General features: G+C 72.7%; 24 protein-coding genes and 1 pseudogene. 12 read left to right on the top strand and 13 right to left on the bottom strand.

What is annotated here, in order from left to right:
• The first annotated feature begins 11 nt into the window (after positions 1–11).
• Positions 12–1244 carry a zinc-dependent metalloprotease gene (locus tag GA0070607_RS17230; RefSeq protein ID WP_089019118.1) on the top strand — a complete coding sequence of 411 codons (1233 nt, stop codon included), beginning with the start codon at positions 12–14 and terminating at the stop codon, positions 1242–1244.
• Between the two features lie 44 nt (positions 1245–1288).
• Here GA0070607_RS17230 and GA0070607_RS17225 read toward each other — a convergent pair whose 3' ends face one another.
• Positions 1289–1897, bottom strand: coding sequence for a hypothetical protein (locus GA0070607_RS17225; RefSeq protein WP_089019117.1), 609 nt, complete (start codon positions 1895–1897; stop codon positions 1289–1291).
• A gap of 323 nt (positions 1898–2220) precedes the next feature.
• Positions 2221–2751 carry a M48 metallopeptidase family protein gene (locus GA0070607_RS17220; RefSeq protein ID WP_089019116.1) on the bottom strand — a complete coding sequence of 177 codons (531 nt, stop codon included), beginning with the start codon at positions 2749–2751 and terminating at the stop codon, positions 2221–2223.
• 512 nt (positions 2752–3263) lie between these two features.
• On the opposite strand from GA0070607_RS17220, the gene GA0070607_RS32390 reads away from it, so the two are divergent.
• The 3 genes from GA0070607_RS32390 (at position 3264) to GA0070607_RS17210 (ending at position 6098) form a co-directional block, all read left to right on the top strand.
• Positions 3264–3434: a DUF5679 domain-containing protein gene (locus tag GA0070607_RS32390; protein ID WP_167457767.1), complete on the top strand. Its 171-nt coding sequence runs from the start codon at positions 3264–3266 to the stop codon at positions 3432–3434.
• A gap of 209 nt (positions 3435–3643) precedes the next feature.
• On the top strand, positions 3644–4741 hold the full coding sequence (locus GA0070607_RS17215) for a TOMM precursor leader peptide-binding protein (protein ID WP_089019115.1): 1098 nt from the start codon (positions 3644–3646) through the stop codon (positions 4739–4741).
• Positions 4742–4751: 10 nt separating this feature from the next.
• On the top strand, positions 4752–6098 hold the full coding sequence (locus tag GA0070607_RS17210) for an ABC1 kinase family protein (RefSeq protein WP_089019114.1): 1347 nt from the start codon (positions 4752–4754) through the stop codon (positions 6096–6098).
• Positions 6099–6397: 299 nt separating this feature from the next.
• On the opposite strand, the gene GA0070607_RS17200 is transcribed toward GA0070607_RS17210, so the two are convergent.
• The 3 genes from GA0070607_RS17200 to GA0070607_RS17190 form a co-directional block, all read right to left on the bottom strand.
• Positions 6398–6763 (bottom strand): WhiB family transcriptional regulator, encoded by a 366-nt coding sequence (locus tag GA0070607_RS17200; RefSeq protein ID WP_074314263.1) that lies wholly within the window; start codon positions 6761–6763, stop codon positions 6398–6400.
• Between the two features lie 130 nt (positions 6764–6893).
• Positions 6894–7142, bottom strand: coding sequence for a hypothetical protein (locus GA0070607_RS17195; RefSeq protein ID WP_089019113.1), 249 nt, complete (start codon positions 7140–7142; stop codon positions 6894–6896).
• A 123-nt stretch (positions 7143–7265) separates the two neighbouring features.
• On the bottom strand, positions 7266–9431 hold the full coding sequence (locus tag GA0070607_RS17190; RefSeq protein WP_089019112.1) for an ATP-dependent DNA helicase UvrD2: 2166 nt from the start codon (positions 9429–9431) through the stop codon (positions 7266–7268).
• Between the two features lie 92 nt (positions 9432–9523).
• On the opposite strand from GA0070607_RS17190, the gene GA0070607_RS17185 reads away from it, so the two are divergent.
• On the top strand, positions 9524–9766 hold the full coding sequence (locus GA0070607_RS17185; RefSeq protein ID WP_089021899.1) for a mycoredoxin: 243 nt from the start codon (positions 9524–9526) through the stop codon (positions 9764–9766).
• A gap of 67 nt (positions 9767–9833) precedes the next feature.
• Here GA0070607_RS17185 and GA0070607_RS17180 read toward each other — a convergent pair whose 3' ends face one another.
• Positions 9834–11129 carry an MFS transporter gene (locus GA0070607_RS17180; protein ID WP_089019111.1) on the bottom strand — a complete coding sequence of 432 codons (1296 nt, stop codon included), beginning with the start codon at positions 11127–11129 and terminating at the stop codon, positions 9834–9836.
• 216 nt (positions 11130–11345) lie between these two features.
• On the opposite strand from GA0070607_RS17180, the gene GA0070607_RS17175 reads away from it, so the two are divergent.
• The 3 genes from GA0070607_RS17175 (at position 11346) to GA0070607_RS17165 (ending at position 13129) form a co-directional block, all read left to right on the top strand.
• The gene (locus GA0070607_RS17175) at positions 11346–12326 is read left to right on the top strand and encodes a helix-turn-helix domain-containing protein (protein ID WP_089019110.1); all 981 of its coding nucleotides are present in this window, start codon (positions 11346–11348) and stop codon (positions 12324–12326) included.
• A gap of 74 nt (positions 12327–12400) precedes the next feature.
• Positions 12401–12640: a DUF397 domain-containing protein gene (locus GA0070607_RS17170; protein WP_089019109.1), complete on the top strand. Its 240-nt coding sequence runs from the start codon at positions 12401–12403 to the stop codon at positions 12638–12640.
• A gap of 213 nt (positions 12641–12853) precedes the next feature.
• Complete coding sequence (locus GA0070607_RS17165) at positions 12854–13129, top strand: hypothetical protein (protein ID WP_089019108.1); 276 nt, start codon at positions 12854–12856, stop codon at positions 13127–13129.
• A gap of 125 nt (positions 13130–13254) precedes the next feature.
• On the opposite strand, the gene nudC is transcribed toward GA0070607_RS17165, so the two are convergent.
• The 4 genes and pseudogenes from nudC to GA0070607_RS17145 all read right to left on the bottom strand — a co-directional run.
• Positions 13255–14214 (bottom strand): NAD(+) diphosphatase, encoded by a 960-nt coding sequence (nudC, locus tag GA0070607_RS17160; protein ID WP_089019107.1) that lies wholly within the window; start codon positions 14212–14214, stop codon positions 13255–13257.
• 34 nt (positions 14215–14248) lie between these two features.
• On the bottom strand, positions 14249–15595 hold the full coding sequence (locus GA0070607_RS17155) for a M16 family metallopeptidase (RefSeq protein WP_089019106.1): 1347 nt from the start codon (positions 15593–15595) through the stop codon (positions 14249–14251).
• Between the two features lie 55 nt (positions 15596–15650).
• On the bottom strand, positions 15651–16961 hold the full coding sequence (locus GA0070607_RS17150; RefSeq protein WP_089019105.1) for a M16 family metallopeptidase: 1311 nt from the start codon (positions 16959–16961) through the stop codon (positions 15651–15653).
• A 10-nt stretch (positions 16962–16971) separates the two neighbouring features.
• Positions 16972–17310: pseudogene (locus GA0070607_RS17145) on the bottom strand (alkanesulfonate monooxygenase); the annotation flags it as partial.
• Positions 17311–17461: 151 nt separating this feature from the next.
• Between GA0070607_RS17145 and GA0070607_RS17140 the strand changes: the two are divergent.
• From GA0070607_RS17140 to GA0070607_RS33810, 4 genes are all read left to right on the top strand, one after another.
• Positions 17462–18526, top strand: a complete 1065-nt coding sequence (locus GA0070607_RS17140) for an ABC transporter substrate-binding protein (protein WP_089019104.1) — start codon at positions 17462–17464, stop codon at positions 18524–18526.
• The gene (locus GA0070607_RS17135; RefSeq protein ID WP_089019103.1) at positions 18523–19302 is read left to right on the top strand and encodes an ABC transporter ATP-binding protein; all 780 of its coding nucleotides are present in this window, start codon (positions 18523–18525) and stop codon (positions 19300–19302) included. The genes GA0070607_RS17140 and GA0070607_RS17135 overlap by 4 nt, the downstream gene beginning before the upstream one ends.
• Positions 19292–20176 carry an ABC transporter permease gene (locus GA0070607_RS17130; protein WP_089019102.1) on the top strand — a complete coding sequence of 295 codons (885 nt, stop codon included), beginning with the start codon at positions 19292–19294 and terminating at the stop codon, positions 20174–20176. The genes GA0070607_RS17135 and GA0070607_RS17130 overlap by 11 nt, the downstream gene beginning before the upstream one ends.
• A gap of 77 nt (positions 20177–20253) precedes the next feature.
• A complete protein-coding gene (locus GA0070607_RS33810) occupies positions 20254–20382 on the top strand; it encodes a hypothetical protein (RefSeq protein WP_269458381.1) in 129 nt (42 codons plus the stop codon).
• 136 nt (positions 20383–20518) lie between these two features.
• Here the strand turns inward: GA0070607_RS33810 and GA0070607_RS17125 are convergent, their stop codons facing one another.
• From GA0070607_RS17125 to cspE, 3 genes are all read right to left on the bottom strand, one after another.
• A complete protein-coding gene (locus tag GA0070607_RS17125; RefSeq protein WP_089021898.1) occupies positions 20519–20719 on the bottom strand; it encodes a hypothetical protein in 201 nt (66 codons plus the stop codon).
• A 233-nt stretch (positions 20720–20952) separates the two neighbouring features.
• Positions 20953–22275 carry a DEAD/DEAH box helicase gene (locus GA0070607_RS17120; RefSeq protein ID WP_089019101.1) on the bottom strand — a complete coding sequence of 441 codons (1323 nt, stop codon included), beginning with the start codon at positions 22273–22275 and terminating at the stop codon, positions 20953–20955.
• A 222-nt stretch (positions 22276–22497) separates the two neighbouring features.
• Complete coding sequence (gene cspE / locus GA0070607_RS17115; protein WP_007464836.1) at positions 22498–22701, bottom strand: transcription antiterminator/RNA stability regulator CspE; 204 nt, start codon at positions 22699–22701, stop codon at positions 22498–22500.
• Positions 22702–22709: the final 8 nt, after the last annotated feature.

Here is a 22709-nt window from a genome sequence, read left to right as displayed (position 1 = left end):
ATCCCGCGCAGATGCAGCAGTTCATGTCGCAGTTGCAGCACCTGCTCTCCGCGCCGGGCAGCGGGCCGGTCAACTGGGACCTGGCCCGGCAGGTGGCGGCCAGCCAACTGGCGGCCGCCGGCGACCCGGCGGTGTCGCCCTACGAGCGCAACGCGGTGGAAGAGGCGCTGCGCCTGGCCGACCTGTGGCTGGAGCCCGCCTCGGCATGGCCGTCCGGCATCCAGTCCCCGGTCGCCTGGAACCGCAATGAGTGGATCTTCAAGACGCTGGACGTGTGGCGCAAGCTCTGCGACCCGGTGGCCAGCCGGATGGTCGGCGCGATGGGCGACCTGGTGCCGCCGGAGGCGCGCGCCCAGCTCGGCCCGATGCAGTCGATGGTGGCAACCCTCGGCGGCGCGCTCTTCGGCGGGCAGTTGGGGCAGGCCCTCGGCTCCCTCGCCGCGGAGGTGCTCTCCGCCGGCGACATCGGGCTGCCGCTCGGCCCGGCCGGCACGGCCGCGCTGATCCCGGCCAACATCCGGGCGTACGGCGAGGGCCTGGAGCTGCCCGAGGACGAGGTACGCCTCTACGTGGCGCTGCGCGAGGCCGCCCACCAGCGGCTGTTCCAGCACGTCCCGTGGCTGCGCGGGCACGTGCTCAGCGCGGTGGAGATGTACGCCTCGGGCATCCGGGTCAACCGGGAGGCGATCGAGGAGGCGATGGGGCGGGTCGACCCGACCGACCCGGAGTCGATGCAGGCGATCGCCCTGGAGGGCATCTTCACGCCGGAGGACAGCCCGGCGCAGAAGGCCTCCCTGGCCCGACTGGAGACCGCGCTGGCGCTGGTCGAGGGCTGGGTGTGCCACGTCGTGGACAGCGCCGCCAGCGACCGGCTGCCCAACGTCGTCCGGCTGGGTGAGGCGTTCCGCCGCCGCCGGGCCGCCGGCGGTCCGGCCGAGCAGACCTTCGCCGCGCTGGTCGGCCTGGAGCTGCGTCCGCGCCGGCTGCGCGAGGCGGCGGCGCTCTGGGCCGCGCTCACCGAGCACCGCGGCATCGCCGGCCGGGACGCGGTCTGGGGCCACCCGGACCTGCTCCCGTCGGACGACGACTTCGCCGACCCGGTCGCGTTCGCGATGAACGACATGGACCTGAGCGAGCTGGACAACTTCGACTTCACCGCGCCCGGCGGGGTGGAGGAGAAGGCTCCCGGCCAGCCCGACGACACCGACGGCGGGCCCGACACCGACGGCGACGCCAAGCCCTGACGACAGAACCCGGATGCCCGCGCCGATCGACGGCGGGCGCCCGGTCAGGCCGGCCGGCCCGAGCCCGAGAGCAGGGCGCGGGTGGCTTCCCAGCCCTCGAAGGCCGGGTCCAGGGTGGCCAGGTCGGCCGGGCCGCGCAGCCGACGCCAGCCGGCGGTGACCGCCACGTCCTGAGGTCGGGGGGCACCGGCCCGCGCGTCGGCCGGCGTCGCCGTGTCCAGGTCCAGCGGGGGTAGCCAGCCCGGCACGGGCAGCCGCGCGGCCACACCGAGCAGGCCCGGCCCACCGCCCTCCACCGGAGCGACCGCGACCGGTCGGGTGGTGAGCGGGCGCAGCAGCTTGCCGACGGTCAGCGCGGGCAGGTCCGGCACGTCGCCGACGAGCACCGCCGCCTGGTCGTAGCCGTCCAGCGCGGCGAACACCGCGTTCGGCGTCGGCTCGGCCACCTCGTACACGGTGGTGCCGGGCCAGACCAGCGCGTCCGCCAGAGCACGGTCGGCCGGGGTCACCGCGACGGCGACCTCCACCTCGTTGAGCGTGGCGATCAGGTCGACGACGTCTTCGGCGAGCGCCGCCCGCCAGACCGCCCGGTCGACGCCGGGCGGCGACCAGTGGGCCGGCCCGAGCAACGCCACCACCAACCGTCGTGCCACATCCCGACCCTAGCGTCCCAACCCCGCCCGGCCGCGCCTCACCCCGGCCCAGCCCGGCGCAGCGTGATCGACTCCGTTTCGGCGATATCGCGGTGTCCTTCACCTGCGGATAGCGCGATATCGGGGAAACGGAGTCGATCTAGGGCCAGCCGCAAGCAGCAAGGTCTCAGAGAGCGCGACAAAGCGGGCCAACCGGCCAGCACGGCCGGCGCAGCGTCGCTCGAGGTCAGACGAGTCTGCGGACGGCACAGGGCAGCCACGCCAGGACCATGCGGCGCCGTGGGTCAGGCGCGCCACCGGAAACGGGCGGGCCACCGGAATGGTCAGGACGGCAGGGGGGCGCAGGAGGCGGCGGCGACGCCTTCGAGGTAGCCGCGGGCTCGTTCCGCCTTGGGATAGCGGCCGACCAGCGCCCAGAACCGGGCGTTGTGGCTGGGCACGATGAGGTGGGCCAGCTCGTGCAGCAGCACGTAGTCGATTACCCATTCGGGCATGTCCTGCACGCGGTGCGAGATCCGGATGCTGCGATCGGCGGGCGTGCAGGAGCCCCAGCGGCCGTTCTGGTTCGTGACCCACCGGACGCTGGCGGGCACCGCCTGGGCGCCGTACCCGGCGAGGTAGAGGTCGATCAGCCGGGTGGCCCGGGCCAGCAGCTCCGCGTCGGAGCGGGCGAGCCGGCCCTCCCGGGCGGCGAGTCGGGCCAGCATCCGGTCGACCCACTCGCTCTCCTCGGCCCGGGAGAACTGGTCCGGGATGAGGACGACGACCCGCTCACCGTCACGGTACGCAGACACCGTGCGTCGTCGGCGCTGGCTGCGCCGCACCTCGACGACCGGCTTGCGCGTCCCCGCCATCACTGGCCCGCGCAGCCTCGGCTACGTGTCACGAAGGAAAGCTAATGCGTACTGACCAGGGGTCCGCAAGAGTCAACCGCGCGACACGCGCCCAGAAAATGGTGATTGGTCGCTGGGCGTCCCGAAAATTTCTTGGCCGGGTCGCCGCTCCGCCATCTCGTCACCCTTCGTGAAGCCCGATGGCGGTCCCCGCGGACCCCCTCCACCGTAGGTGATCATCCTGCTCGGTGCCGCCGCGGGGGCACCCGCACGGGTGGCTGAGAGGGTTTGGCCGGCGTGTCCCCGCCAAACTGACTTATCCGACCTAATTCGCCATGCACACTCTCGACGTCGACTTGCTCACAGTGTCGATGCACAGCTGACATGGAACTGCCCAGACCTGGGTAGGGTCCGCGAACCAGCGGTCACGAAGGTGGCCGCGGAGTGAGACCCAGCGCCGGCGCCCCGTGTGGCCCGCCGCCGGGCACCCCGCCGGAACCGCATTGACCGGCGGACGAGACGAGGAGGGCACCGTGGCCGACCAGGCCCAGACGACCTACAACGGTTACTGCGTGAAGTGCAAGGAGAAGCGGGACTTCGAGGGGCACGTCGAGGTCTCCAAGACCGGAATGAACATGGCCAAGGGCAAGTGTCCGGTTTGCGGGACAACAGTGAACCGCATCCTCGGCAAGGCCAAGGTCTGACGCGTACGGGTAATCGGGGGCGGGGTGGCCGGTTGCCACCCCGCCCCCGTTGCCGTTCCGGAGGTCATCGACGGCCTGTCGGGTGCCCGACACGGGCACCGGCGGGTTGTGGATAACCCGGCGAATTCTGTGGACAGCGCTGGACAGCGGCCCGGCGACCTGTGGACAACGATCGACCCAGCGCAGGGAAACGGTCACGATTCGTCAACATGAGTCGTACCGCACTGCCGCGCCCGACCCTGCTGCCCGGCCTCTGCCGGCTCTGGCGGGACCGGCACACCCTCCAGCTCGGCGTCGGCCCCGGGCCCGCCGTGCTGCTGGAGCTGGCCAACCCGCGCGCCGCCCACCTGCTCGACCTGCTCGACGGCACCCGTAGCGAACGCGCCGTGCTGGCCCACGCGGCCGCCACCCGGGTCACCTTCGACGAGGCACGCGACCTGCTCGACGCCCTGCGCACGGCGTGCCTGCTGGTCCCCGGGCACAGCCTGCTTCCCCGCGAGCTGATCGGGCCGGTCCGGGCCCGGCTCGCCGCGGAGGCCGGCGCGCTGGCCCTCGCCGCGGCCCGGCTGCCCGGCACCCCCGCGCAGTGCCTGCGCCGGCGACGGGCCGCCCGGGTGCTGCTCACCGGGGTCGGAGCGCTCGGCGCACCCCTGGCGGTGGCGCTGGCCCAGTCCGGCGTCGGGCAGGTGATCCCGCACCTCACCGGCCCGGTACGCCCCATCGACCTGGTCGGCACCGGCATCCCGGCCGCCGAGCTGGGCGACCCGCTCGCCGCGGCGGTACGGGCCGCGGTCGACCGCGCCGCACCGGGCACCGGCACCCACCCGGGTCGGACCGCCCGGGTCGACCTGGTGATCCAGCTCGGCGTCGACCGTCCGCCGGCGCTGCTCGCAGCCGGTCTCGCCCAGCGCCGCCAGCCGCACCTGCTGGTCACCCTGCGCGAGGGCGTACCGGTGATCGGGCCGCTGGTCCGCCCACCCGCCGGGCCCTGCCTGCACTGCGTGGAGCTGCACCGGGCCGACCGCGACCCGGACTGGCCGCGGCTCGCCGCCCAACTCGCGGCCGCCGAGCCGGCCGCGGCCGGCGCGACCGGCACACTGCTCGCGGCCACCGGGTACGCGCTGGCCGAGGCGCTCGCGCAGCTCGACGGCGGCAGCCCGGAGACGCTGGGCGGGGCCACCGAGATCACCAACGCGGGCGTGTTTCGCCGCCGGAGTTGGCCGCCGCATCCCGCGTGCGGGTGTTCGCCGAGCCGCGGGTGGCACCAGCCCGGCAGCACAGCAGCAGCGGGGCCCTCCGGTCGGTAACAATGACCGGGTGACCGACATCCCGCGCCGGGCCGTGTCCCGGACCGCCAAACTCGCCGCTCTGCCGCTCGGCTTCGCCGGTCGGACCGTCCTCGGCATGGGTAAGCGCGTCACCGGGCTCGCGTCCGACGTGATCTCCGCAGAGATCCAGCAGCGCACCGCCGAGCAGCTCTTCAGCGTGTTGGGCCAGCTCAAGGGCGGCGCGATGAAGTTCGGCCAGGCCCTGTCGGTCTTCGAGGCGGCGCTGCCCGAGGAGATCGCCGCGCCCTACCGCCAGGCGCTGACCAAGCTTCAGGAGGCCGCTCCGCCGCTGCCGGTCGCCAGCGTGCACAAGGTGCTGACCGAGCAGCTCGGCCCGGACTGGCGGGACCGGTTCGTCGAGTTCAACGACACCCCGGCCGCCGCGGCCAGCATCGGCCAGGTGCACCGGGCGCGGTGGCGTGAGCCGGGGTACGGCCCGTCGGGCGAGCCGAACGGCCGCGACGTGGCCGTCAAGATCCAATATCCGGGCGCCGGCGACGCCCTGCTCTCCGACCTCAAGCAGCTCTCCCGGCTGGGCGGAATGTTCCGGGCCATCCAGCCCGGCCTGGACGTCAAGCCGCTCCTGGTCGAGCTGCGTGAACGGATCACCGAGGAGTTGGACTACGAGTTGGAGGGCGAGTCGCAGCGCACCTTCGCCGCCGCGTACGCCGACGATCCGGAGATCTACATCCCGGCGGTGGTCTCCGCGTCGCCCCGGGTGCTGGTCACCGAGTGGGTGACGGGCACGCCCCTCGCCGACATCATCCGCGAGGGCACCGAGGAGCAGCGGGACGAGGCCGGCCGTCTGATGGCCACGCTGCACCTCTCCGCACCGCAGCGGGCCGGCCTGCTGCACGCCGATCCGCACCCGGGAAACTTCCGGATGCTGCCCGACGGCCGGCTCGGGGTGATCGACTTCGGTGCGGTGGCCCGGATGCCGGAGGGCACACCGGAGCCGATCGGTCGCATCGCCGGGCTGGCCCTGCGGAACGACGCCGACGGGGTGGTGGCGGGGCTACGGTCGGAGGGCTTCGTCAGCTCCACCGAGGAGATCGACGCCGAGGGGGTGCTCGACTTCCTCCGTCCGATGCTGGAGCCCATCGCGGCCGACGAGTTCCGCTTCACCCGGGCCTGGCTGCGGGGCGAGGCGGCCCGACTGGCCAGCCCCCGCTCCCCCACCTACCAGCTCAGCCGGCAGCTCAACCTGCCGCCGTCGTACCTGCTCATCCACCGGGTGACGCTCGGGTCGATCGGGGTGCTGTGCCAGTTGGAGGCGAAGGCGCCGTACCGGGGCATCCTGGAGCGCTGGCTGCCCGGCTTCGCCCCGGTCGCCTGAGCACCCACGACAGAAGGGCGGGTGCCGGCCGGCACCCGCCCTTCTGTCGTGGGTGGTACTAGAGAACGCCCAGGTCGCGTGCCGACTGGTTACGGCTGTTCATGGCGACGGTACGGGCGGATCGGGTTGCCTCAGTGCTCGTGGTGGTACGACCGGCCTGAGGCCGGCGCATTCGAGCCCGGGACAACGCTTCGTGGAGTAGTTGCATCTCGAAGGCTCCAGTCGGTACGTGCAGCATGGTGGTCTTCTCTCTCGCTGCCGGTGCGACACCGGCGTAGTTGGTACGGATCGGGAACATGTCAGGCTGCCAGCCGGACCGCGCCACGCACCTCGGACAGCCCACTGGCCGCCAGGCGCGCCTCGGCCTCGACCCGGAGCGCGGCGTCACGCGCGACGTCCTCCTTGCGCGGACGGCCACGGGGCCGCTTGCGCGGGACAACCGCGCCACGCTCGAAGATCTCGCCGCCCCAGACGCCCCACGGCTCCGCTCGCTCCACCGCACCGGCCAGGCACTCGACGCGCAGCGGGCAGTCCCCGCAGAGCGACTTGGCCAGCTCGAGCTCGGCAGGCGAGTCGGAGAACCACAGGTCGGGGTCGAACTTCCGGCAGGGCAGGTTCGCCTCCATCTCGACGCTCACGTCGAGGGGGGCCAACGCCAGACTCATCGCCCGGTCACCTCTCTCTCACTTCGATCTCGTGGATCGCATTCCGACGTACTTCGGCGGGGCAAAAAACTGAGGCCGCGGATCCCGGTAAGCGGGTTCCGCGGCCTCGAGGTGAGCCGGTGTCTGATGGTCAGACCGGTCTACCTCGAGGTGGAACGCCGCGGACATCCGTGCGCTTCTTGGCGACCTGGATGCCCATGCCCGTGAAGCCACTGGTCCCCTCGACTCCGATGGGTGCGACAGTCAGGTTCAGCTCGGCCTGAACCTGGTGCACCTGCGGAACCGACGGTCGTGCGGCCACGAGGGCCACCCGGACAGCCGACAACGGAGCGTGGACAGCTGGCATCGCCGCCAGACGCTCATAGGTGAAGATCTTCACGGGTGCCACCTCCCTCACGTTCCTCGTATATCGACCGGACCAACCCCGTGAGCAGCCGGAATGGCGCCGCTCGCGTGGTGTGTCCTGAGGCTATTCCTCGCGCCGGGGCGAGGGCAAACGAATTTACGACGAGATTTCGAAAGTTTTCTCCGGGCAGACGTCGTCCACTCCCGCGCCCCCCACCAGCGCCAGCACCGACTCGCCGTAGAGGCCCAGCTTGCGGGGGCCGATGCCGGCGATCGCGATCAACTCCTCGGGCCGGCCGGGCCGCCGCTCGGCAAGCGCGACCAGCGTGGCGTCGGTGAAGACCACGTACGCGGGGACCTTCTGCGCCCCGGCCACCCGCTGCCGCCACTCGCGCAGCCGTTCGTGCAGCTCATCGTCGATGTCGGACGGGCAGGTGGGGCAACGGCCCAGTTTGCGGTCCGGGCCGGCGAGCAGGGTGGCACCACAGATCCGGCAGGACACGATCTGGGTCCGGCGCCGCTCGGGGCGGCGGGCCGGACCGGCGCCACCGGTGGCCCGCTCGGCCCCGCCGGAGCGGTCCAGCTGGGGCAGGAACCGCGACGGCCGCCGGGCCCGTCCACCCGGCGAGCGCGCGGCGGCGTACGACAGCCAGAGCCACTGCCGGGCCCGGGTGATCCCGACGTAGAGCAGCCGGCGCTCCTCCTCGACCTGCTCGACGGTCTTGGCGTACGTGGTGGGCAGGGTGCCCTCGGCGAGGCCGACCAGGAAGACGGCGTCCCACTCCAGCCCCTTCGCCGAGTGCAGCGAGGCCAGGGTCACCCCGTCCACGGTCGGCACGTGCTGCTGGGCGGCCCGACGGGCCAACTCCTCGGTGAAGTCGGCCAGGGTGACCGGGCGCTCGACCGCCGCCGCCTCGCCGATCGGCACCACCTCCGGGGTGGCCGCGTACTCCTCGGCGAGCTGGACCAGCGCGGCCAGCGCCTCCCACCGCTCGCGGGCCGCGCCGCCGGCCGGGGGCACGTCCGGGGCCCAACCGACCGCGGTGAGGGCCTCGACGACGGCGGTCGGCAACGGGGTCTCGCCCGGGATCGACCGGGTGGCGGCGCGCAGCGCGACCATCGCCTGGCGCACCTCGGTCCGCTCGAAGAAGCGCTCCGCGCCCTGCACCACGTACGGCACCGCGGCCTCGGTGAGCGCCTTCTCGTACGCCTCGGACTGCGCGTTGACCCGGAACAGCACGGCGATCTCCTTGGCCGGTGTGCCCGCGTCGATCAGGGAGCGGCAGCGGGCGGCGACCGCGTTCGCCTCGGCCGGCTCGTCGGTGAAGATCCGCAGGTCCGGCTCGGGGCCGGCCGGGCGCTGCCCGCTCAACTCCAGTCGCAGCCGCGCCTCGGCACCCCGGGCCTGGGAGATCACCGCGTTGGCCAACCCGACCACCTGGGGTGTGGAGCGGTAGTCCCGAACCAGCCGGACCACCGTGGCGTTGCGGTGCCGGCGCGGGAAGTCGACCAGGTACGCCGAGGTCGCCCCGGTGAACGAGTAGATCGTCTGGCTGGCGTCGCCGACCACGGTCAGGTCGTTCCGGCCGCCCAGCCAGGCGTCCAGCAACCGCTGCTGGAGCGGGTTGACGTCCTGGTACTCGTCCACCACGAAGTGCCGGTACTGGCCGCGCACCTGCTCGCCGACATCCGGGTGCTCCTCGATGCCCCACACCGCGGCGCGCAGCATGTCCTCGAAGTCGATCACGCCGTTCGAGCGCTTGAGCTGCTCGTACGCGGTGAACACCTCGGCCACCTTCGCCGGCTCGTGCGGCGTGTCGCGCAGTGCCCGGGCCGCCGAGACCACGTACTCCCCCGGCTCGACCAGCGACGACTTGGCCCACTCGATCTCGCCGGCCAGGTCCCGTGCGGCGGCCCGGTCGGTCCGCAGGCCGACGCGGGCCGCGGCCAGGGTGACCAGCCGCACCTTGCTGTCCAGCAGTTCGGGCATGGCCCGGCCGGCCAGCAGCCGGGGGGCGAAGTAACGCACCTGGCGCAGTGCGGCGGCGTGGAAGGTCCGCGCCTGCACACCACCCACCCCGAGGACGGTGAGTCGACTCCGCATCTCGGCGGCGGCCCGGGCGGTGAAGGTGACCGCGAGCACGTGCCGTGGGGAGATTTCACCCGAGAGCGCCCGGTGGGCGATCCGGGAGGTGATCGCGCGGGTCTTGCCGGTGCCGGCACCGGCCAGGATGCAGACCGGACCGGCGGGTGCGGTCACCGCGGAGCGCTGCTCCGGGTCCAGCCCGGCGAGCACGCTTTCCGACGCTGAGTGAACCGCCACAACCAGGAATCATCTCAGTTGTCCCGGACGTTGCAGCGAACAGCCTCGGCTTGATCCGCAAGCCGGCGGCGGATGAGTTGGAGGGCCCGGCCATGCTGACGATGTATTCCACCCCCTGGTGCGGCTACTGCCACCGGCTGAAGTCGCAGCTCGACCGGGAGGGCATCGGGTACGAGGTGGTCGACATCGAGCAGGACCCGAAGGCCGCCGAGTTCGTGATGAGCGTCAACGGCGGCAACCAGACGGTGCCGACGCTGCGCTTCGCCGACGGCAGCGCCCTGACCAATCCCTCGATCACCCAGGTCAAGCAGCACCTGGAGAGCCTCACCGCCTGACCGGCCGGAAATTTCCGGCGAGCGGCCGCCCCGATCCGGGGCGGCCGCTCGTCGTGTCCGGTATCCGTCACCGTCGCGGCGACCGGTGGCTCCCGGTCACCACCTGTTGGTCGGCGTCGTCCGCCGGTCGTCGCGGCGCCGGAAGGGTCGGGCCGGGCGGCGGTGTGGGCGGGCGGGCGCCGGGCGGCGCGCTGAGGTGCCGGCCCCGCCAGAGGTAGCCGCCGGCGACCAGGGTGGCCACCCCGACCAGGGCGAACAGCGCCCGGTAGTCCAGGAACCCGACCAGCAGTGCGCCCGCGCCGATGGAGAACGCCTGCGGTCCGCTGACCACCGCCTCGGTGGCGGCGGCGACCCGGCCGACCAGCCCGGGCGGGGTACGCCGCTGGATCAGCGTGTGCAGCCCCACCATGGTCAGCGGCAGCGAGACGCCGGCCAGCAGCACCGCGGCGAACCCGAGCCGCAGATCGGGGTACGCGAGCGCGAGCGCGGCCGGCCCGAAGAAGGCGACCCCGGCGGCCAACGTGCCGACCTCGCCGAGCCGACGGACCAGCGCCGGCGAGCAGAGCCCGCCGAGCAGCCCACCCACGCCCTGCACGGTGACCAGCACGCCCACGAACGCGGCGTCCCGATCGAGCCCCTGGTCGACGTAGGCGAAGATGAGCGACTCGCTGAAGCCCATCACCAGCGACCCGAGCCCGTAGCCGAGCAGGGCCCGGCGCAGGGCCGGCTCGCCGGCCAGATGTCGCAGCCCGGCACCCAGCTCGGCCGGCCAGCGCAGCCGTACCGTCGGCGGCGCCGGCTGCGGGGTGGGCAGCGCGGTCACCACTGCGGCCGCGGTCAGGAACCCGACCACGCCGATCCCGGCCAGCGCCCACCCGCCGATCGCCGTGTAGAGCGCCGCGCCGGCCAGCGGGCCGATCAGCCGCAGCCCCTGGCGTACGGTCTGCAACGCGCCGTTCGCCTCGGCCAGCAGCTCGACCGGCACCAGTTGCCGGATCAGCCCGCTGAGCGCCGCGCTGAGTGCGATGTAGGACAGGCCGTACAGAGCGGCCACCGCGTAGACGAGCCAGACGTCGCCCGCGTCCCGGACCGCGAACAACGGGGTGAGCAGCACCGCGGTGACCAGGTTCGCGGCCACGAAGAAGGGCCGCCGCGGGTAGCGGTCGACGAACCAGCCGACCAGCGGTGCGAGGGTCATCGGGGCGACGACGGCGAAGATCGTGGCGCCGGCGAGCCCGTCGGAGCCGGTCAGGTCCTTGACCCAGATCGCGAGCGCGAGAAGCAGGATCGACTCGGCGGTCATGCTGGCCAGCAGGCCCCCGAAGAGCAGACGGAAGTCGGGTCGGCGCAGGACGGTGCGCATGGGTCCCTCCGGCGGGGATGGCGCGCCCGGGCGGGCGTGGTCGACGGGCCGCGACCTCGGGGCGCGCCGTCGTCCGGCGTACCCGAGGTCCATTTTTCGCGAGACACGCCCCCGCCGGAACCTCCGACGCCGGTCGCGCCGTCCATACTGACCGTGGGGGGCGAATTTCATACAGTTACCGTCGCGTCTGCGGCGGTCGACGGGAAAGAGGACACCGTGCCTCCTGCCGCACCCAGCCCAATCCTGCGTCGTCGCCGGTTGGGCACAGAGCTGCGCCGCCTGCGCGAGGCCTCAGGGCTCACCGGGGACCAGGTCATCGAGCGGATCGGCTGGGCCTCCGCGTCGAAACTGTCCCGGTTGGAGAACGGGCGCAGCCGACCCGACCCGCAGGACGTCGGGGTTCTGCTCGATCTCTACGGCGCCGACGCGGCACTGCATGAGGAGTTGCTCGGGATCACCGGCGAGGCCGGTGACATGCGGGGCTGGTTGAAGAACTTCCCGGTGATGACGCAGCAGCAGCGCAGTTGGGCCGAGTTGGAGGCGGGCTGCGCGGAGATCTCCGAATACAACCCGGTGCTGGTGCCGGGGCTGTTGCAGACCCCCGGGTACGCGCAGGTCCGGATCGTCTCGGCCCGTCAGGTGGCCGAGGGCGCCGGTGAACCGGAGCCCGGCGAGGAGCCCGAGACCGAGGTGCAGGCACGGCTGGCCCGCCAGACGCTGCTCACCCGGGAGCCCGACGCGCCCCGCTACACCGCGGTGCTGGAGGAGGCGGCCCTCGGTCGCCGGGCCGGGCCACCCGAGGTGCTGCACGAGCAACTTCGCCAGCTCTGCGAGCTGGCCCTGCTGCCGAACGTGACGCTGCACGTGCTGCTCCGGGACACCCAGATCGGCAATTGGTTCCTTCCGCCGACCGCGTTCTCCCTCTACCGGTTCGCCGATCCGCTCGACCCGGAGACGCTGGCCATCGAAGGGGGGTTCACCGACGTCATGTCGACCGAGGCAATCGCGCTAAATCGCTATAAAGTGGTGTTCGAGTGGCTATGCACGGCGGCACTTACCGCCTCGGACACCCTCTCCTGGCTGATCGAGGCGACGGGACGGCTGACCGAGGCGGCGCCCCCTTCCACAGTGGCGTTCGGGCCGGCAACGGCGCCGACCCAACGCCGCCGGGCCTCGGGGCGACTGACGGAACGGTGATCCACGGGGGACCCTCCGTCGGGGCGTGCGGCACCACTCGTCCCATCGGAGCGGTTCACATCAGGAGCAGAACCATGAACGACATCCGCAACACGCCGTCCGTCCCCGCCCACCGGCTGTCGGACGCCCCGTGGCGTACCAGCACGCGCAGCCAGACCTCCAACTGCGTTGAGGTCGCTCCGCTGGGCACCGGCCCGTCGGCGGTCGCGCTGCGCGACAGCAAGGACCGGGGTGGCCCGGTGCTGCTGTTCAACCGGGCGGGTTGGCTCGGCTTCATCGCCGGAGCGAAGAAGGGCCAGTTCGATCTGAACTGATCCGGTAACCGGGACGGGGCTGTCGGCGCGCTGCCGGCGGCCCCGTCGCGTTATCCACCGCCGACCCCGCTGACCAGCCATCCGCCGATCGGACGAGGCTCGAAACCGATAGGCGTGTTTCAGTTGCTGGGACGAACACGCGGCGTAACATGGCCATCGAGTACGTGGAACTTCCACACCGGCTCATCCGTCGCGGTTCATCCGGAGACCCTCATGCGGTTCCTGATCGTTCGCACCGACATCCGCGCCGTCGCCGACGGGGACATCGCCGCCGCCTGGGTGGACGGCCATCGACTCCGCGACGAGACGACCGCGCCCGAGCCACGCCGGCAGATCGTGCACGCCGAGGACCGGGACGCCGCGCTGGTGCTGGCCCGGGCACTCGCCACGGTCGGCGCGGTCCGCGCCGGCAAGCAACGGGTCAAGGTCCTGCCGCTGGGCGAAGCGCGGCCCGCGTTCCGGCACAGACCGGGTCACACCATCACCTGACCCACGAGACGTCCGTCGTGGCCGGAACGGCTCCCCCGCCGCGTTTTCGCCCCAGCCGACCACGACGGCCCGTGTTCCCGGCCCGTGACCGCCGCGGCAACGGCGGCCACGGGCCGGGACCGCGTTCACCGGTCGGCGTCCACCCAGCCGTCCAGCCAGCGGTGGATGAGAAACAGCGCGATCGACGACGGCGGCGGCAGGATCAGCTGGGCGCCGTCACCCACGTCCACGGTTTTCCCGGCCAGCGCCGCCCCGATCTCCCGTCGGGTGAACCAGCGGGCGTACGCGATCTCGGACGGGTCGACCTCCACCGGATCGGTCGGGTCGGCTGTGGCCAGGAAGCCCAGCATCAGCGAGCCGGGGAACGGCCACGCCTGGCTGCCCACGTACCCGATCCGCTCGACCCCGATGCCCACCTCCTCGCGGACCTCACGCAGCACGGCGGCCTCCGCCGACTCCCCCGGCTCCACGTAGCCGGCCAGGCAGGAGTAGCGCCGGCCGCCCGGGGTGCCCGGCCAGCCGGCGTTGTTGCCGAGCAGGCAGCGCCCGTCCGGGCCGTCGACGCCGTCGTGCACCAGCACGATCATCGCCGGGTCGGTACGCGGCCAGATCCGCCCGCCGTTGCGGTCCACCCGGGACCAGCCGGCCTCGTCCATCTCGGTCGGTGCTCCGGTGGCAGCCGAATAACCGTGCCGGGTGTGCCAGTTGACCAGCGCCAGCGCGGTGGTGAAGAGGCCGGCCTCCCGGTCGCCGAGCAGGTGCCCCACCTCGCGCAGGCTGACCGCCCGGGTGCCCGGCAGCACCGGCAGCGGCGTGTCGACCGCGAAGACCGGCACCCCGTCCGGCTCGACACCGAGGAACATCGCGATCGACTCCGACCCGGCCGGCACGTCCGCCGCCCCGAACAGCACCAGCGCCGGCGGTGACGCGGCGGTACGCACAAGCGTCCGCCCCTCGTCGGTCGAGTCGAGCAGCAGCACCCGGGCACGCAGCCACGCCTCGGTCAGCCACTGCGCGTCACCGCGCCGGTGCGCGGCCCGGTCCAGCGTGGACCGGGCCAGCGGCGGCGCCGTCTCCCCACTCACGCCGCACCGTCCACAGCCGGCGCGAGTGTCCGGCTCACTGCTGCACCGGCTCGGTCCGAACCGCGGTCAGCGCGGCCAACCCCGGGGTGACCCGCTCGGCGTCGCCGAGCACCACTACCGCTGCCCGGGCCGGCGCGAGGTAGTGGGCCGCCACCCGCGCGACGTCGTCGGTGGTCACCTTCGCGAGCCGGGACGCGTACTCGGCGAGGAAGTCCAGGCGCAGGCCGTTGCCGGCGTACGCGCTTGTCAACGCGGCCAGCCCGGCCTGGGTGGACATGCCGAGCTGAAGGGTGCCGAGGCCGTACTGGCGGGCCTGCTCCAACTCCTCGGGCTTCGGCGGCAGCGACGCCAGCCGACCCAGCTCGTACGTCGTCTCCAGCAACGCCGGGCCGGTGACCTCGGTGGCCACCTCGGCGCTGGCGACCAGCACCGACCCGGCCACCGAGTGCTCGATCACCGAGTGCGGGCCGTACGTGTAGCCCTTGTCCTCGCGGATGTTCTCCACCCAGCGGGAGGAGAAGTAGCCGCCGAAGATCAGGTTGGCCAGTTGCAGCGGGGCGTGGTCGGGATCGGTGCGCGGCACGGCCGGCAGCGCGATCCGCAACGAGGACTGGACCGAGCCGGGCCGGTCGACGAGCAGCAGCGGCCCGGACTCCAGCGGCGGAGTGGCCGGCAGCTCGGCGGTGCGCCCGGCGCCGGCCCAGCCGCCGAGGGCCCGCTCGGCCGCGTCCAGCGCCTTCTCCGGCTGCACGTCGCCGACCAGCACCAACTGCGCGCCGGCCGGGTGCACCCGCTCCGCGTGCAGGGTACGCAGCGCCGCCGGTCGGACGGCGCGGATCTGGCCCGGCTCCGGCGTCTGGGTCGCGTACGGGTGCCGGCCGTAGATCCGCTTCAGCAGCGCCTCCCGGGCCAGGTGCGCCGGTTGACTCTGCGCCACCTGGATCCGGTCGACCAGCCGGTCCCGCTCGGTGGCCACCTCGCCGCTGGGGTAGCTGGCCCCGGTCAGCACCTCGGCCAGCAGCTCCAGCATCCGGTCCAGCCCGGTGACCAGGCCGGCGCCGGAGAGCATCAGCCGGTCCGGATCGACGCCCGCCGAGAGGCCGCCGCCCACCTTCTGCAACTCGGCGGCGATCTGCACGCTGGTCATCGAATTGGTGCCGGAGAGCATGGTCTGCGAGAGCATCGCGCCGCGGGCCAGGTGGGCCCGGCCGAACGGGACCCAGAGCCGCAGCTCGACAAGGGGCACGGCGGGCCGGCGTACGGCGATCACGGTGAGGCCGTTGCGCAGGGTGCGTTCGGCCTGCTTGGGCACCTTGAGCTTGCGGGTGGGGCCGAGCGGGGGCAGCGTGCGCGGGCCGGCCGAAGCAGTAGTGACGCTCACTGTGCCACCTTCGTTCGCGACTGCGGGGCTCGCAAAACCGGCTCACTCCTCGCGCTCACCGAACACCTCCGGCGATGACCTCGACGGCGGCGCGGCGCTCCGGGCGCAGGGTGCCTGCGGCGGCACGCACCTGCTCCTCGGTGACCTCGCCGACCAGCCGGGGCAGATCGTTGAGCAGACCCGGCTCGCCACGTTGCTGTTCCAGTACGGCCATCCGCAGCGCCCGCCCGAGCACCGCGTCGGTGTCCCGCAGCAGGTGGGTCGCCATCCGGGCCTGGGTCCGGGCCAGTTCGCCCTCGGTCAGCCCGTCGGTGGCGAGCCGCTCCAGTTCCTCGTCCATGGTGCGCAGCACCTTGTCCACGTCGCCACCCGGCGGCAGGTGCGCCTGGAGCAGCAGCGCGGTGGGGTCGCGCACGTCGAACGGGTCGCCCATGAAGCCCAGGTACCCGCCGAGGCTGGTCACCGTCCGGTCGCGCTGAACCAGCCGCTCGACCAGTCGCGACGCGTCGCCGTCGGTGAGCACCTCGGCCAGCACCACGTACGGCAGGTAGGCGGCGAAGTCGGTGACCGGGTCGGGCACCCGCCAGGCGCCGGCCACCGCCGGCAGCGGCGCCAGCGCGTCGGTGTACGAGGTACGCCGCTCGGCGGTCAGGTCGGGCTCGGTGAAGTCGGGTCGCCGCGGCGCCGGACGGGCCGGCACGTCGCCGAAGTGGCGGGTGACCAGCTCGGTCGCCTCGGCCACGTCGATGTCGCCGCTGACCGCCAGCACCGCGTTGCCGCTGGCGTAGTAGCGGCGGAAGAAGTCCGCGGCGTCGGCGACGGTCGCCGACTCCAGGTCGTCGAAGGAGCCGTAGCCGTCGTGCGCGTTCGGGAAGGTGTCGAACATGACCGGCGGCAGGGTCAGCCAGGGGAAGCCACCATACGGCCGGTTGAGCACGTTGACCCGGATCTCCTCCTTGACCACGTCGACCTGGTTGCGCAGGTTCTCCTCGGTCAGTCGGGGGCCGCGCATCCGGTCCGCCTCCAGGAACAGCGCACGTTCCAGCGCGTTGCTCGGCAGCGTCTCGAAGTAGTCGGTGTAGTCCAGGTGGGTGGAGCCGTTGAAGGTGCCACCGGCGCCCTGCACGTGCCGGAAGTGGGCGAGCTTCTCCAGGTTTTCCGAGCCCTGGAACATCAGGTGCTCGAAGAGGTGGGCGAAGCCCGTGCGTCCCTCCGGCTCGGAGCGGATGCCGACGTCGTAGACCACCGCCACCCCGATCACCGGGGCGCTGCCGTCGGGGGTGAGCACCACCCGCAGGCCGTTGTCGAGGGTGAACCGCTCGACCGGATACTTCGTCGCTGGAATTCTGGATCTCCGCGCCGCCACGGGATCGACCCTAGCGCGTCGGCACCTCCACCACCGGCGACCTCCGCTGAGCCGGCACCACCGGGTTGGTCACCAGGGGCAGCACCTCGGCGCCGACCCGCTCGGCCTCCTCCCGGTGCGGCCAGCCGGAGAGGACGAACTCGTCGACGCCGAGCGCCGCGTACTCGTCGATCCGGGCCGCGACCTCGGCGTAGCTGCCGACCAGCGCGGTGCCGGCGCCCTCACGGACCAGGCCCACCCCGGCCCAGAGGTTCGGTGCGACGGTGAGACCGTCGGAACGGCCGGCGTTCAGCGCGGCGATCCGCGCCTGACCGACGGAGTCCATCCGGCGGAACCGGGCCTGGGCGGCGGGCGGCGATCGCCGCCGGCGGTTCGCCCCACATCAGGTACCGACATATCTGAGACGCGGCTTCCCGGCATGTGGATGGGTCTTGACGCTGCACCCGTCCTGGCCCACTCTTCCTACCAACTAAGTAGGAATACTGCGGATTGGACGGACGATGAGACGGCTCCCCCTGCGCCGGTTGGTCAGCCTGGCCACCCTCGCCGTGGTCGGCGCGGCGACCCTGGGCAGCACCGCCGCGTGCGGCGACGACAGCGAGGCCGCGGGCGGCAGCTCCGGCCCGGTGACGCTGCGCCTCGGCTACTTCCCCAACATCACCCATGCGCCGGCGGTCGTCGGCGTGGAGAAGGGCATCTTCGCCGAGAAGCTCGGCGCCAACGTGAAGCTGGACCCGAAGACGTTCAACGCCGGCCCGGCCGCCATCGAGGCCGTCTTCTCCGGCGCGCTGGACGCCACCTACATCGGTCCGAACCCGACAGTGAACGCGTTCTCCAAGTCCAAGGGTGAAGCGGTCCGGGTCGTGTCCGGCGCCGCCTCCGGTGGCGTGGCGCTGGTCGTCAAGCCCGGCATCAACGGCCCGCAGGACCTGAAGGGCAAGAAGGTCGCCACCCCCCAGCTGGGCAACACCCAGGACGTGGCGGTCCGCTACTGGCTCAAGCAGCAGGGGCTCACCACCACCAAGGAGGGCGGCGGCGACGTCAAGATCGTGCCGCAGGAGAACGCCCAGACGGTGGAGACCTTCAGCAGCGGCGCGATCGACGCCGCCTGGGTGCCCGAGCCGTTCGTCTCCCGGCTGGTCAACGCCGGCGGCAAGGTGCTGGTCGACGAGCGCGACCTGTGGCCGGACAAGAAGTTCGTCATCACCAACCTGCTGGTCAGCACGAAGTTCCTCAAGGCACACCCGGACGTGGTGCAGAAGCTGGTCGACGGTCAGGTGGCGGCGAACGAGTTCGTCAACAGCAAGCCGGACGAGGCCCAGCAGGCCATCTCCGAGGCGATTGGCAAGATCACCGGCAAGCCGCTGGACCTGAAGCTGATCAAGCAGGCGTGGCCGACGTTGGAGTTCACCAACGACCCGATCCCCACCTCCCTCAAGGCGGGGCTCGACCACGCCGTCGAGGTGAAGCTGACCGAACCGGTGGACCTCAAGGGCCTGTACGACCTGACGTACCTCAACAACGCGCTCAAGGCGCAGGGCAAGCCCGAGGTCGTCCAGCCATGATGTCGACCACGACGGCGCCGGAGAGCACGACCACCGCGGTCGCGCTCTCCGACGTGACCAAGGTGTACGGACGCGGGCCGAGCTCCGTCCTGGCCCTGGACGGCGTGTCCCTGGACGTGGCGCCGGGCGAGTTCGTCTGCCTGGTCGGCGCCTCCGGCTGCGGCAAGAGCACCCTGCTCAACCTGGTCGCCGGGCTGGACCGGCCCAGCGGTGGGCAGATCGCCCTGGCCGGCGACGCCAGCCCCGGGCTGATGTTCCAGGAGCCGGCGCTCTTTCCGTGGCTGACCGTCGACGGCAACGTCGAGGTCCCGTTGAAGCTGCGCGGGCTGCCCCGCGCCGAGCGGCGCGCGCGGGTGGCGGAGCTGCTGCGCACCGTGCACCTGGCCGACTTCGGCCGCAAGCGCCCGCACGAGCTCTCCGGTGGAATGCGGCAGCGGGTCGCGCTGGCTCGCACGCTGGCCCTGGACACCCCGGTGCTGCTGATGGACGAGCCGTTCGGCGCGCTGGACGCGATGACCCGGGACATCCTGCACGACGAGCTGGAACGGATCTGGTCCGAGCGCAACCTCTCGGTGCTCTTCGTGACGCACAACGTCCGGGAGGCGGCCCGGCTGGCCGACCGGATCATCCTGCTCTCCAGCCGGCCCGGCCGGATCATCTACTCCACCACGGTGGACATCCCACGCCCACGGCGGATCGACTCCCCCGAGGTCGCTGCCATCGCCGCCGAGGTCACCGAGCGGCTCCGTACGGAGGTGGGCCGCCATGGCCAGTGACACCCTCACCAGCACCGCGCGCACCGACGCGCAGATCTCCGGCCTCGACGCGCTGGAGATCGCCGGCCGGGAGAAGGAGATCTCCCGGGGCACCCGGCTCTGGGCCGCCACCTGGCCCAAGCTGGCCGCGCTGGCCATCGTCATCGCGGCCTGGCAGTTGGTGGTCTGGTCGGGTTGGAAGCCGCCGTACTCGCTGCCGGCTCCGCTGGTCGTCGGCCGCGAGCTGCTGACCCAGGCCCAGGGCCCACAGCTCTGGGAGGGCCTGCTCACCACGCTGCGTCGGGCCGCCGTCGGGTACGTCTTCTCGGTCGCGGTCGGCCTGCTCCTGGGCCTGGCGGTGGCCCGGTCCACGGTGCTCCGGGCCGCCATCGGCTCAATGATCACCGCGTTGCAGACCATGCCGTCGATCGCCTGGTTCCCGCTGGCCATCCTGCTGTTCGAGCTGAGCGAGAAGGCGATCTTCTTCGTGGTGGTGCTCGGCGCGGCGCCGTCCATCGCCAACGGCGTGATCTCCGGTGTGGACTACGTGCCGCCGCTGCTCCTGCGCGCGGGCCGGAACCTGGGCGCCCGGGGGCTCAATCTCTACCGGTACGTGATCGCGCCGGCCGCGCTGCCGGCGATCGTCGCCGGACTCAAGCAGGGCTGGGCGTTCTCCTGGCGGAGCCTGATGGCTGGCGAGCTGATCGTTGTCGGCATCTCGCAGACCTCCCTCGGCGCCCAGCTCACCTACTCCCGCGAGCTGTCCGACGCGCCCTGGCTGCTCTCCACCATGATCGTCATCCTGGTGCTCGGCCTGGTCGTGGATGCCGCGTTCGGTGCGGCGGACAAGGCGATCCGGCGCCGCTGGGGTGTGCTGGACCAGGCTGGTCAGTGACGTGTACGTCTCCGCGCGCAGCGACTACGCGCTCCGGGCCATGCTCGCCGTCGCCGCCGCTGCCGCCAAGAGTGGCGGTGGCGGTGGCCGGGCTGACCGAGGTCTGGCTGGCCGTGCACGGGGCGATCGCCACGGTGGTGGACAGCACGACCCTGGCCGATCTGCTCACCCGCGACTCGAGCGGTCGCGCCCCCACCGGGTCGTGACCGTCTGACACCGACGGGGTGCGTTCGCCGACAGGTTGCGGCGTGGTCGGGCCGGTGCCCCGCCGACCCGACCACGCCTCGTACCGATCCTGACCGGGCCTGCCCCTCCGGCGGCACCGGTCGGTCCGGCCGCTGCTCAGCCCACGTGTGCGACCGTCGGGCCGGAGCCCGGGTCGGCGGGGCTGTGCAGCTCCACCAGACCGGCGGGAGCATTACCCACCGGGGTGGCGTGCCAGGGCGCGAAGGCCGCAACCATGGCGAGCAACAGCCCGGTGAGCGCGACCGCGACCACCAGGATCAGTTCGCGCAGCGCCCCCGAGCCGGCTTCGCCCGCCATGGTCACCCCTTCCGTGCCGGGTCCCCCGCCCGGCGTCCCCCCGGTGGTCAGCTTCGACCACGGTCCCTCGGAACACAGTCGGCCAGCCGACCCAGCCGAGGCTGATTACCGACTCAGAGGATCTGCCGGACGTCGATCCAGGGCGCCCGTGAAGGGCCCGCGTGTGCCTCGCCACCCCGCAGACAGACCGACCCGCCCAGCCGAGGCGGGGCGGGTCGGTCAGCGCATACGGGTCAGACGATGCGGGGGCGGCGCGGGCGGCGGGACCGGCCCGACGCGCGGTGCGCCGGCCGGGCGGCGCCGTCGGTGACCGAGCCGCCGGATCCACCGGCGGTACGTCCCCGGCCGGCGGCTGCCGGCGGGGCGACGATGGTCACCGGCACGCCGGAGGGCTCGCGGGCACCGGTCACCCGGGCCAGCGCCTCGTCGCCCGGGCGGACCTGGACCGACTCGGGCCGGATGCCCGCGGTGGCCATCAGCCGGGACACGTCCCGGCGCTGCTCGGGCAGGACCAGGGTGACCACGGAGCCGGACTCACCGGCCCGGGCGGTCCGGCCGCCCCGGTGCAGGTAGTCCTTCGCCTCGGTCGGCGGGTCCACGTTGACCACCATGTCCAGGCCGTCGACGTGGATACCCCGGGCCGCCACGTCCGTGGCGACCAGGGCGGTCACCTGGCCGTTGCGGAACTGCTCCAGGATCCGGGTGCGCTGCGGCTGGGACTTGCCGCCGTGCAGCGCGGCCGCGCGTACGCCCTTGGAGAGCAACTGGCGGGCGAGCCGGTCGGCGCGGTGCTTCGTACCCATGAACAGGATCGTGCGGCCCTCGCGGGCGGCGATCCGGGTCAGGGCGTCGGGCTTGTCCACCGCGTCGACGTGCAGCACGTGGTGGGTCATCGCGGTGACCGTGGCGGTGCCCGGGTCGACCGAGTGGGTCACCGGGCTGCTCAGGAAGCGGCGGACCAGCCGGTCCACGCCGCCGTCCAGGGTCGCGGAGAAGAGCATCCGCTGCCCCTGCGGCGCGACCTGCTCCAGCAGCTTGGTGACCTGCGGCAGGAAGCCCATGTCGGCCATCTGGTCGGCCTCGTCCAGCACGGTGATCTCGACCTGGTCGAGCCGGGCGTCGCCGCGGTTGATCAGGTCGTGCAGCCGACCGGGGGTGGCCACGACCACCTCGGCGCCGGCACGCAGGGCGTCCGCCTGGCGCTGCAACGACAGCCCGCCGACGACTGTGGCGCAGCGCAGCCCGACGGCGCGGGCGTACGGGGACAGCGCGGTGGTCACCTGCTGGGCCAGCTCCCGGGTCGGCACCAGCACCAGGGCCAGCGGGCGACCCGGCCGGGCCTTGCGGCCGGCGGTGCGGGAGAGCAGCGGAAGCCCGAAGGCGAGGGTCTTACCGGAGCCGGTGCGACCCCGGCCGAGAACGTCCCGGCCGGCGAGCGAGTCGGGCAGCGTGGCCGACTGGATCGGGAACGGCTCGGTGATGCCCTGCGCGGTCAGCGCGGTGAGCAGCGCCGGCGCCAGACCGGTATGGGCGAACGAAGGAATAACAGAGGTCACGCAGAAGCCTTCCTCGACGCGGCACGTGTCGAGGGAGGGCGCCGAAGACGGCGCTGTCGCCAGCGGAAAAGGCCGCCAGGACTCACAAGCACGAACCGAAGGGGGTACGGGCCGGCCCGCCGCCGGGCCGCCGCCTGCGTACGCAGGTCGACGACGGAGCGGGCCGGTCCCGTCACCGCCACGCCCGGAGGGCGCGACAGGTAATGCTGGCCGATCCGAAGATCAGAGCGGGCGGATGTTCTCCGCCTGCGGGCCCTTCTGGCCCTGGGTCACCTCGAACTCGACCCGCTGGTTCTCGTCCAGGCTCCGGTAGCCGGAGGACTGGATCGCCGAGAAGTGGGCGAAGACGTCAGCGCCGCCGCCGTCCGGGGTGATGAAGCCGAAGCCCTTGTCAGCGTTGAACCACTTCACGGTGCCAATAGCCATGTGTTTCG

Origin of the sequence: Micromonospora coriariae, assembly GCF_900091455.1 — a bacterium.
Classification (GTDB): Bacteria; Actinomycetota; Actinomycetes; order Mycobacteriales; family Micromonosporaceae; genus Micromonospora; species Micromonospora coriariae.
This window is presented reverse-complemented; position numbering and strand designations above follow the sequence as displayed.

Excerpts from the sequence above, each read along its gene's own strand:
- GA0070607_RS17185 (WP_089021899.1), top strand. The coding sequence starts at position 9,524 with ATGCTGACGATGTATTCCACCCCCTGGTGCGGCTACTGCCACCGGCTG.
- GA0070607_RS17165 (WP_089019108.1), top strand. The coding sequence starts at position 12,854 with ATGCGGTTCCTGATCGTTCGCACCGACATCCGCGCCGTCGCCGACGGG.
- GA0070607_RS17125 (WP_089021898.1), bottom strand. The coding sequence starts at position 20,719 with ATGGCGGGCGAAGCCGGCTCGGGGGCGCTGCGCGAACTGATCCTGGTG.
- GA0070607_RS17130 (WP_089019102.1), top strand. The coding sequence starts at position 19,292 with ATGGCCAGTGACACCCTCACCAGCACCGCGCGCACCGACGCGCAGATC.
- GA0070607_RS17220 (WP_089019116.1), bottom strand. The coding sequence starts at position 2,751 with ATGGCGGGGACGCGCAAGCCGGTCGTCGAGGTGCGGCGCAGCCAGCGC.
- GA0070607_RS17215 (WP_089019115.1), top strand. The coding sequence starts at position 3,644 with ATGAGTCGTACCGCACTGCCGCGCCCGACCCTGCTGCCCGGCCTCTGC.
- GA0070607_RS17140 (WP_089019104.1), top strand. The coding sequence starts at position 17,462 with ATGAGACGGCTCCCCCTGCGCCGGTTGGTCAGCCTGGCCACCCTCGCC.
- GA0070607_RS17170 (WP_089019109.1), top strand. The coding sequence starts at position 12,401 with ATGAACGACATCCGCAACACGCCGTCCGTCCCCGCCCACCGGCTGTCG.
- GA0070607_RS17135 (WP_089019103.1), top strand. The coding sequence starts at position 18,523 with ATGATGTCGACCACGACGGCGCCGGAGAGCACGACCACCGCGGTCGCG.
- cspE (WP_007464836.1), bottom strand. The coding sequence starts at position 22,701 with ATGGCTATTGGCACCGTGAAGTGGTTCAACGCTGACAAGGGCTTCGGC.
- GA0070607_RS17230 (WP_089019118.1), top strand. The coding sequence starts at position 12 with ATGCAGCAGTTCATGTCGCAGTTGCAGCACCTGCTCTCCGCGCCGGGC.
- GA0070607_RS17180 (WP_089019111.1), bottom strand. The coding sequence starts at position 11,129 with ATGCGCACCGTCCTGCGCCGACCCGACTTCCGTCTGCTCTTCGGGGGC.
- GA0070607_RS17200 (WP_074314263.1), bottom strand. The coding sequence starts at position 6,763 with ATGAGTCTGGCGTTGGCCCCCCTCGACGTGAGCGTCGAGATGGAGGCG.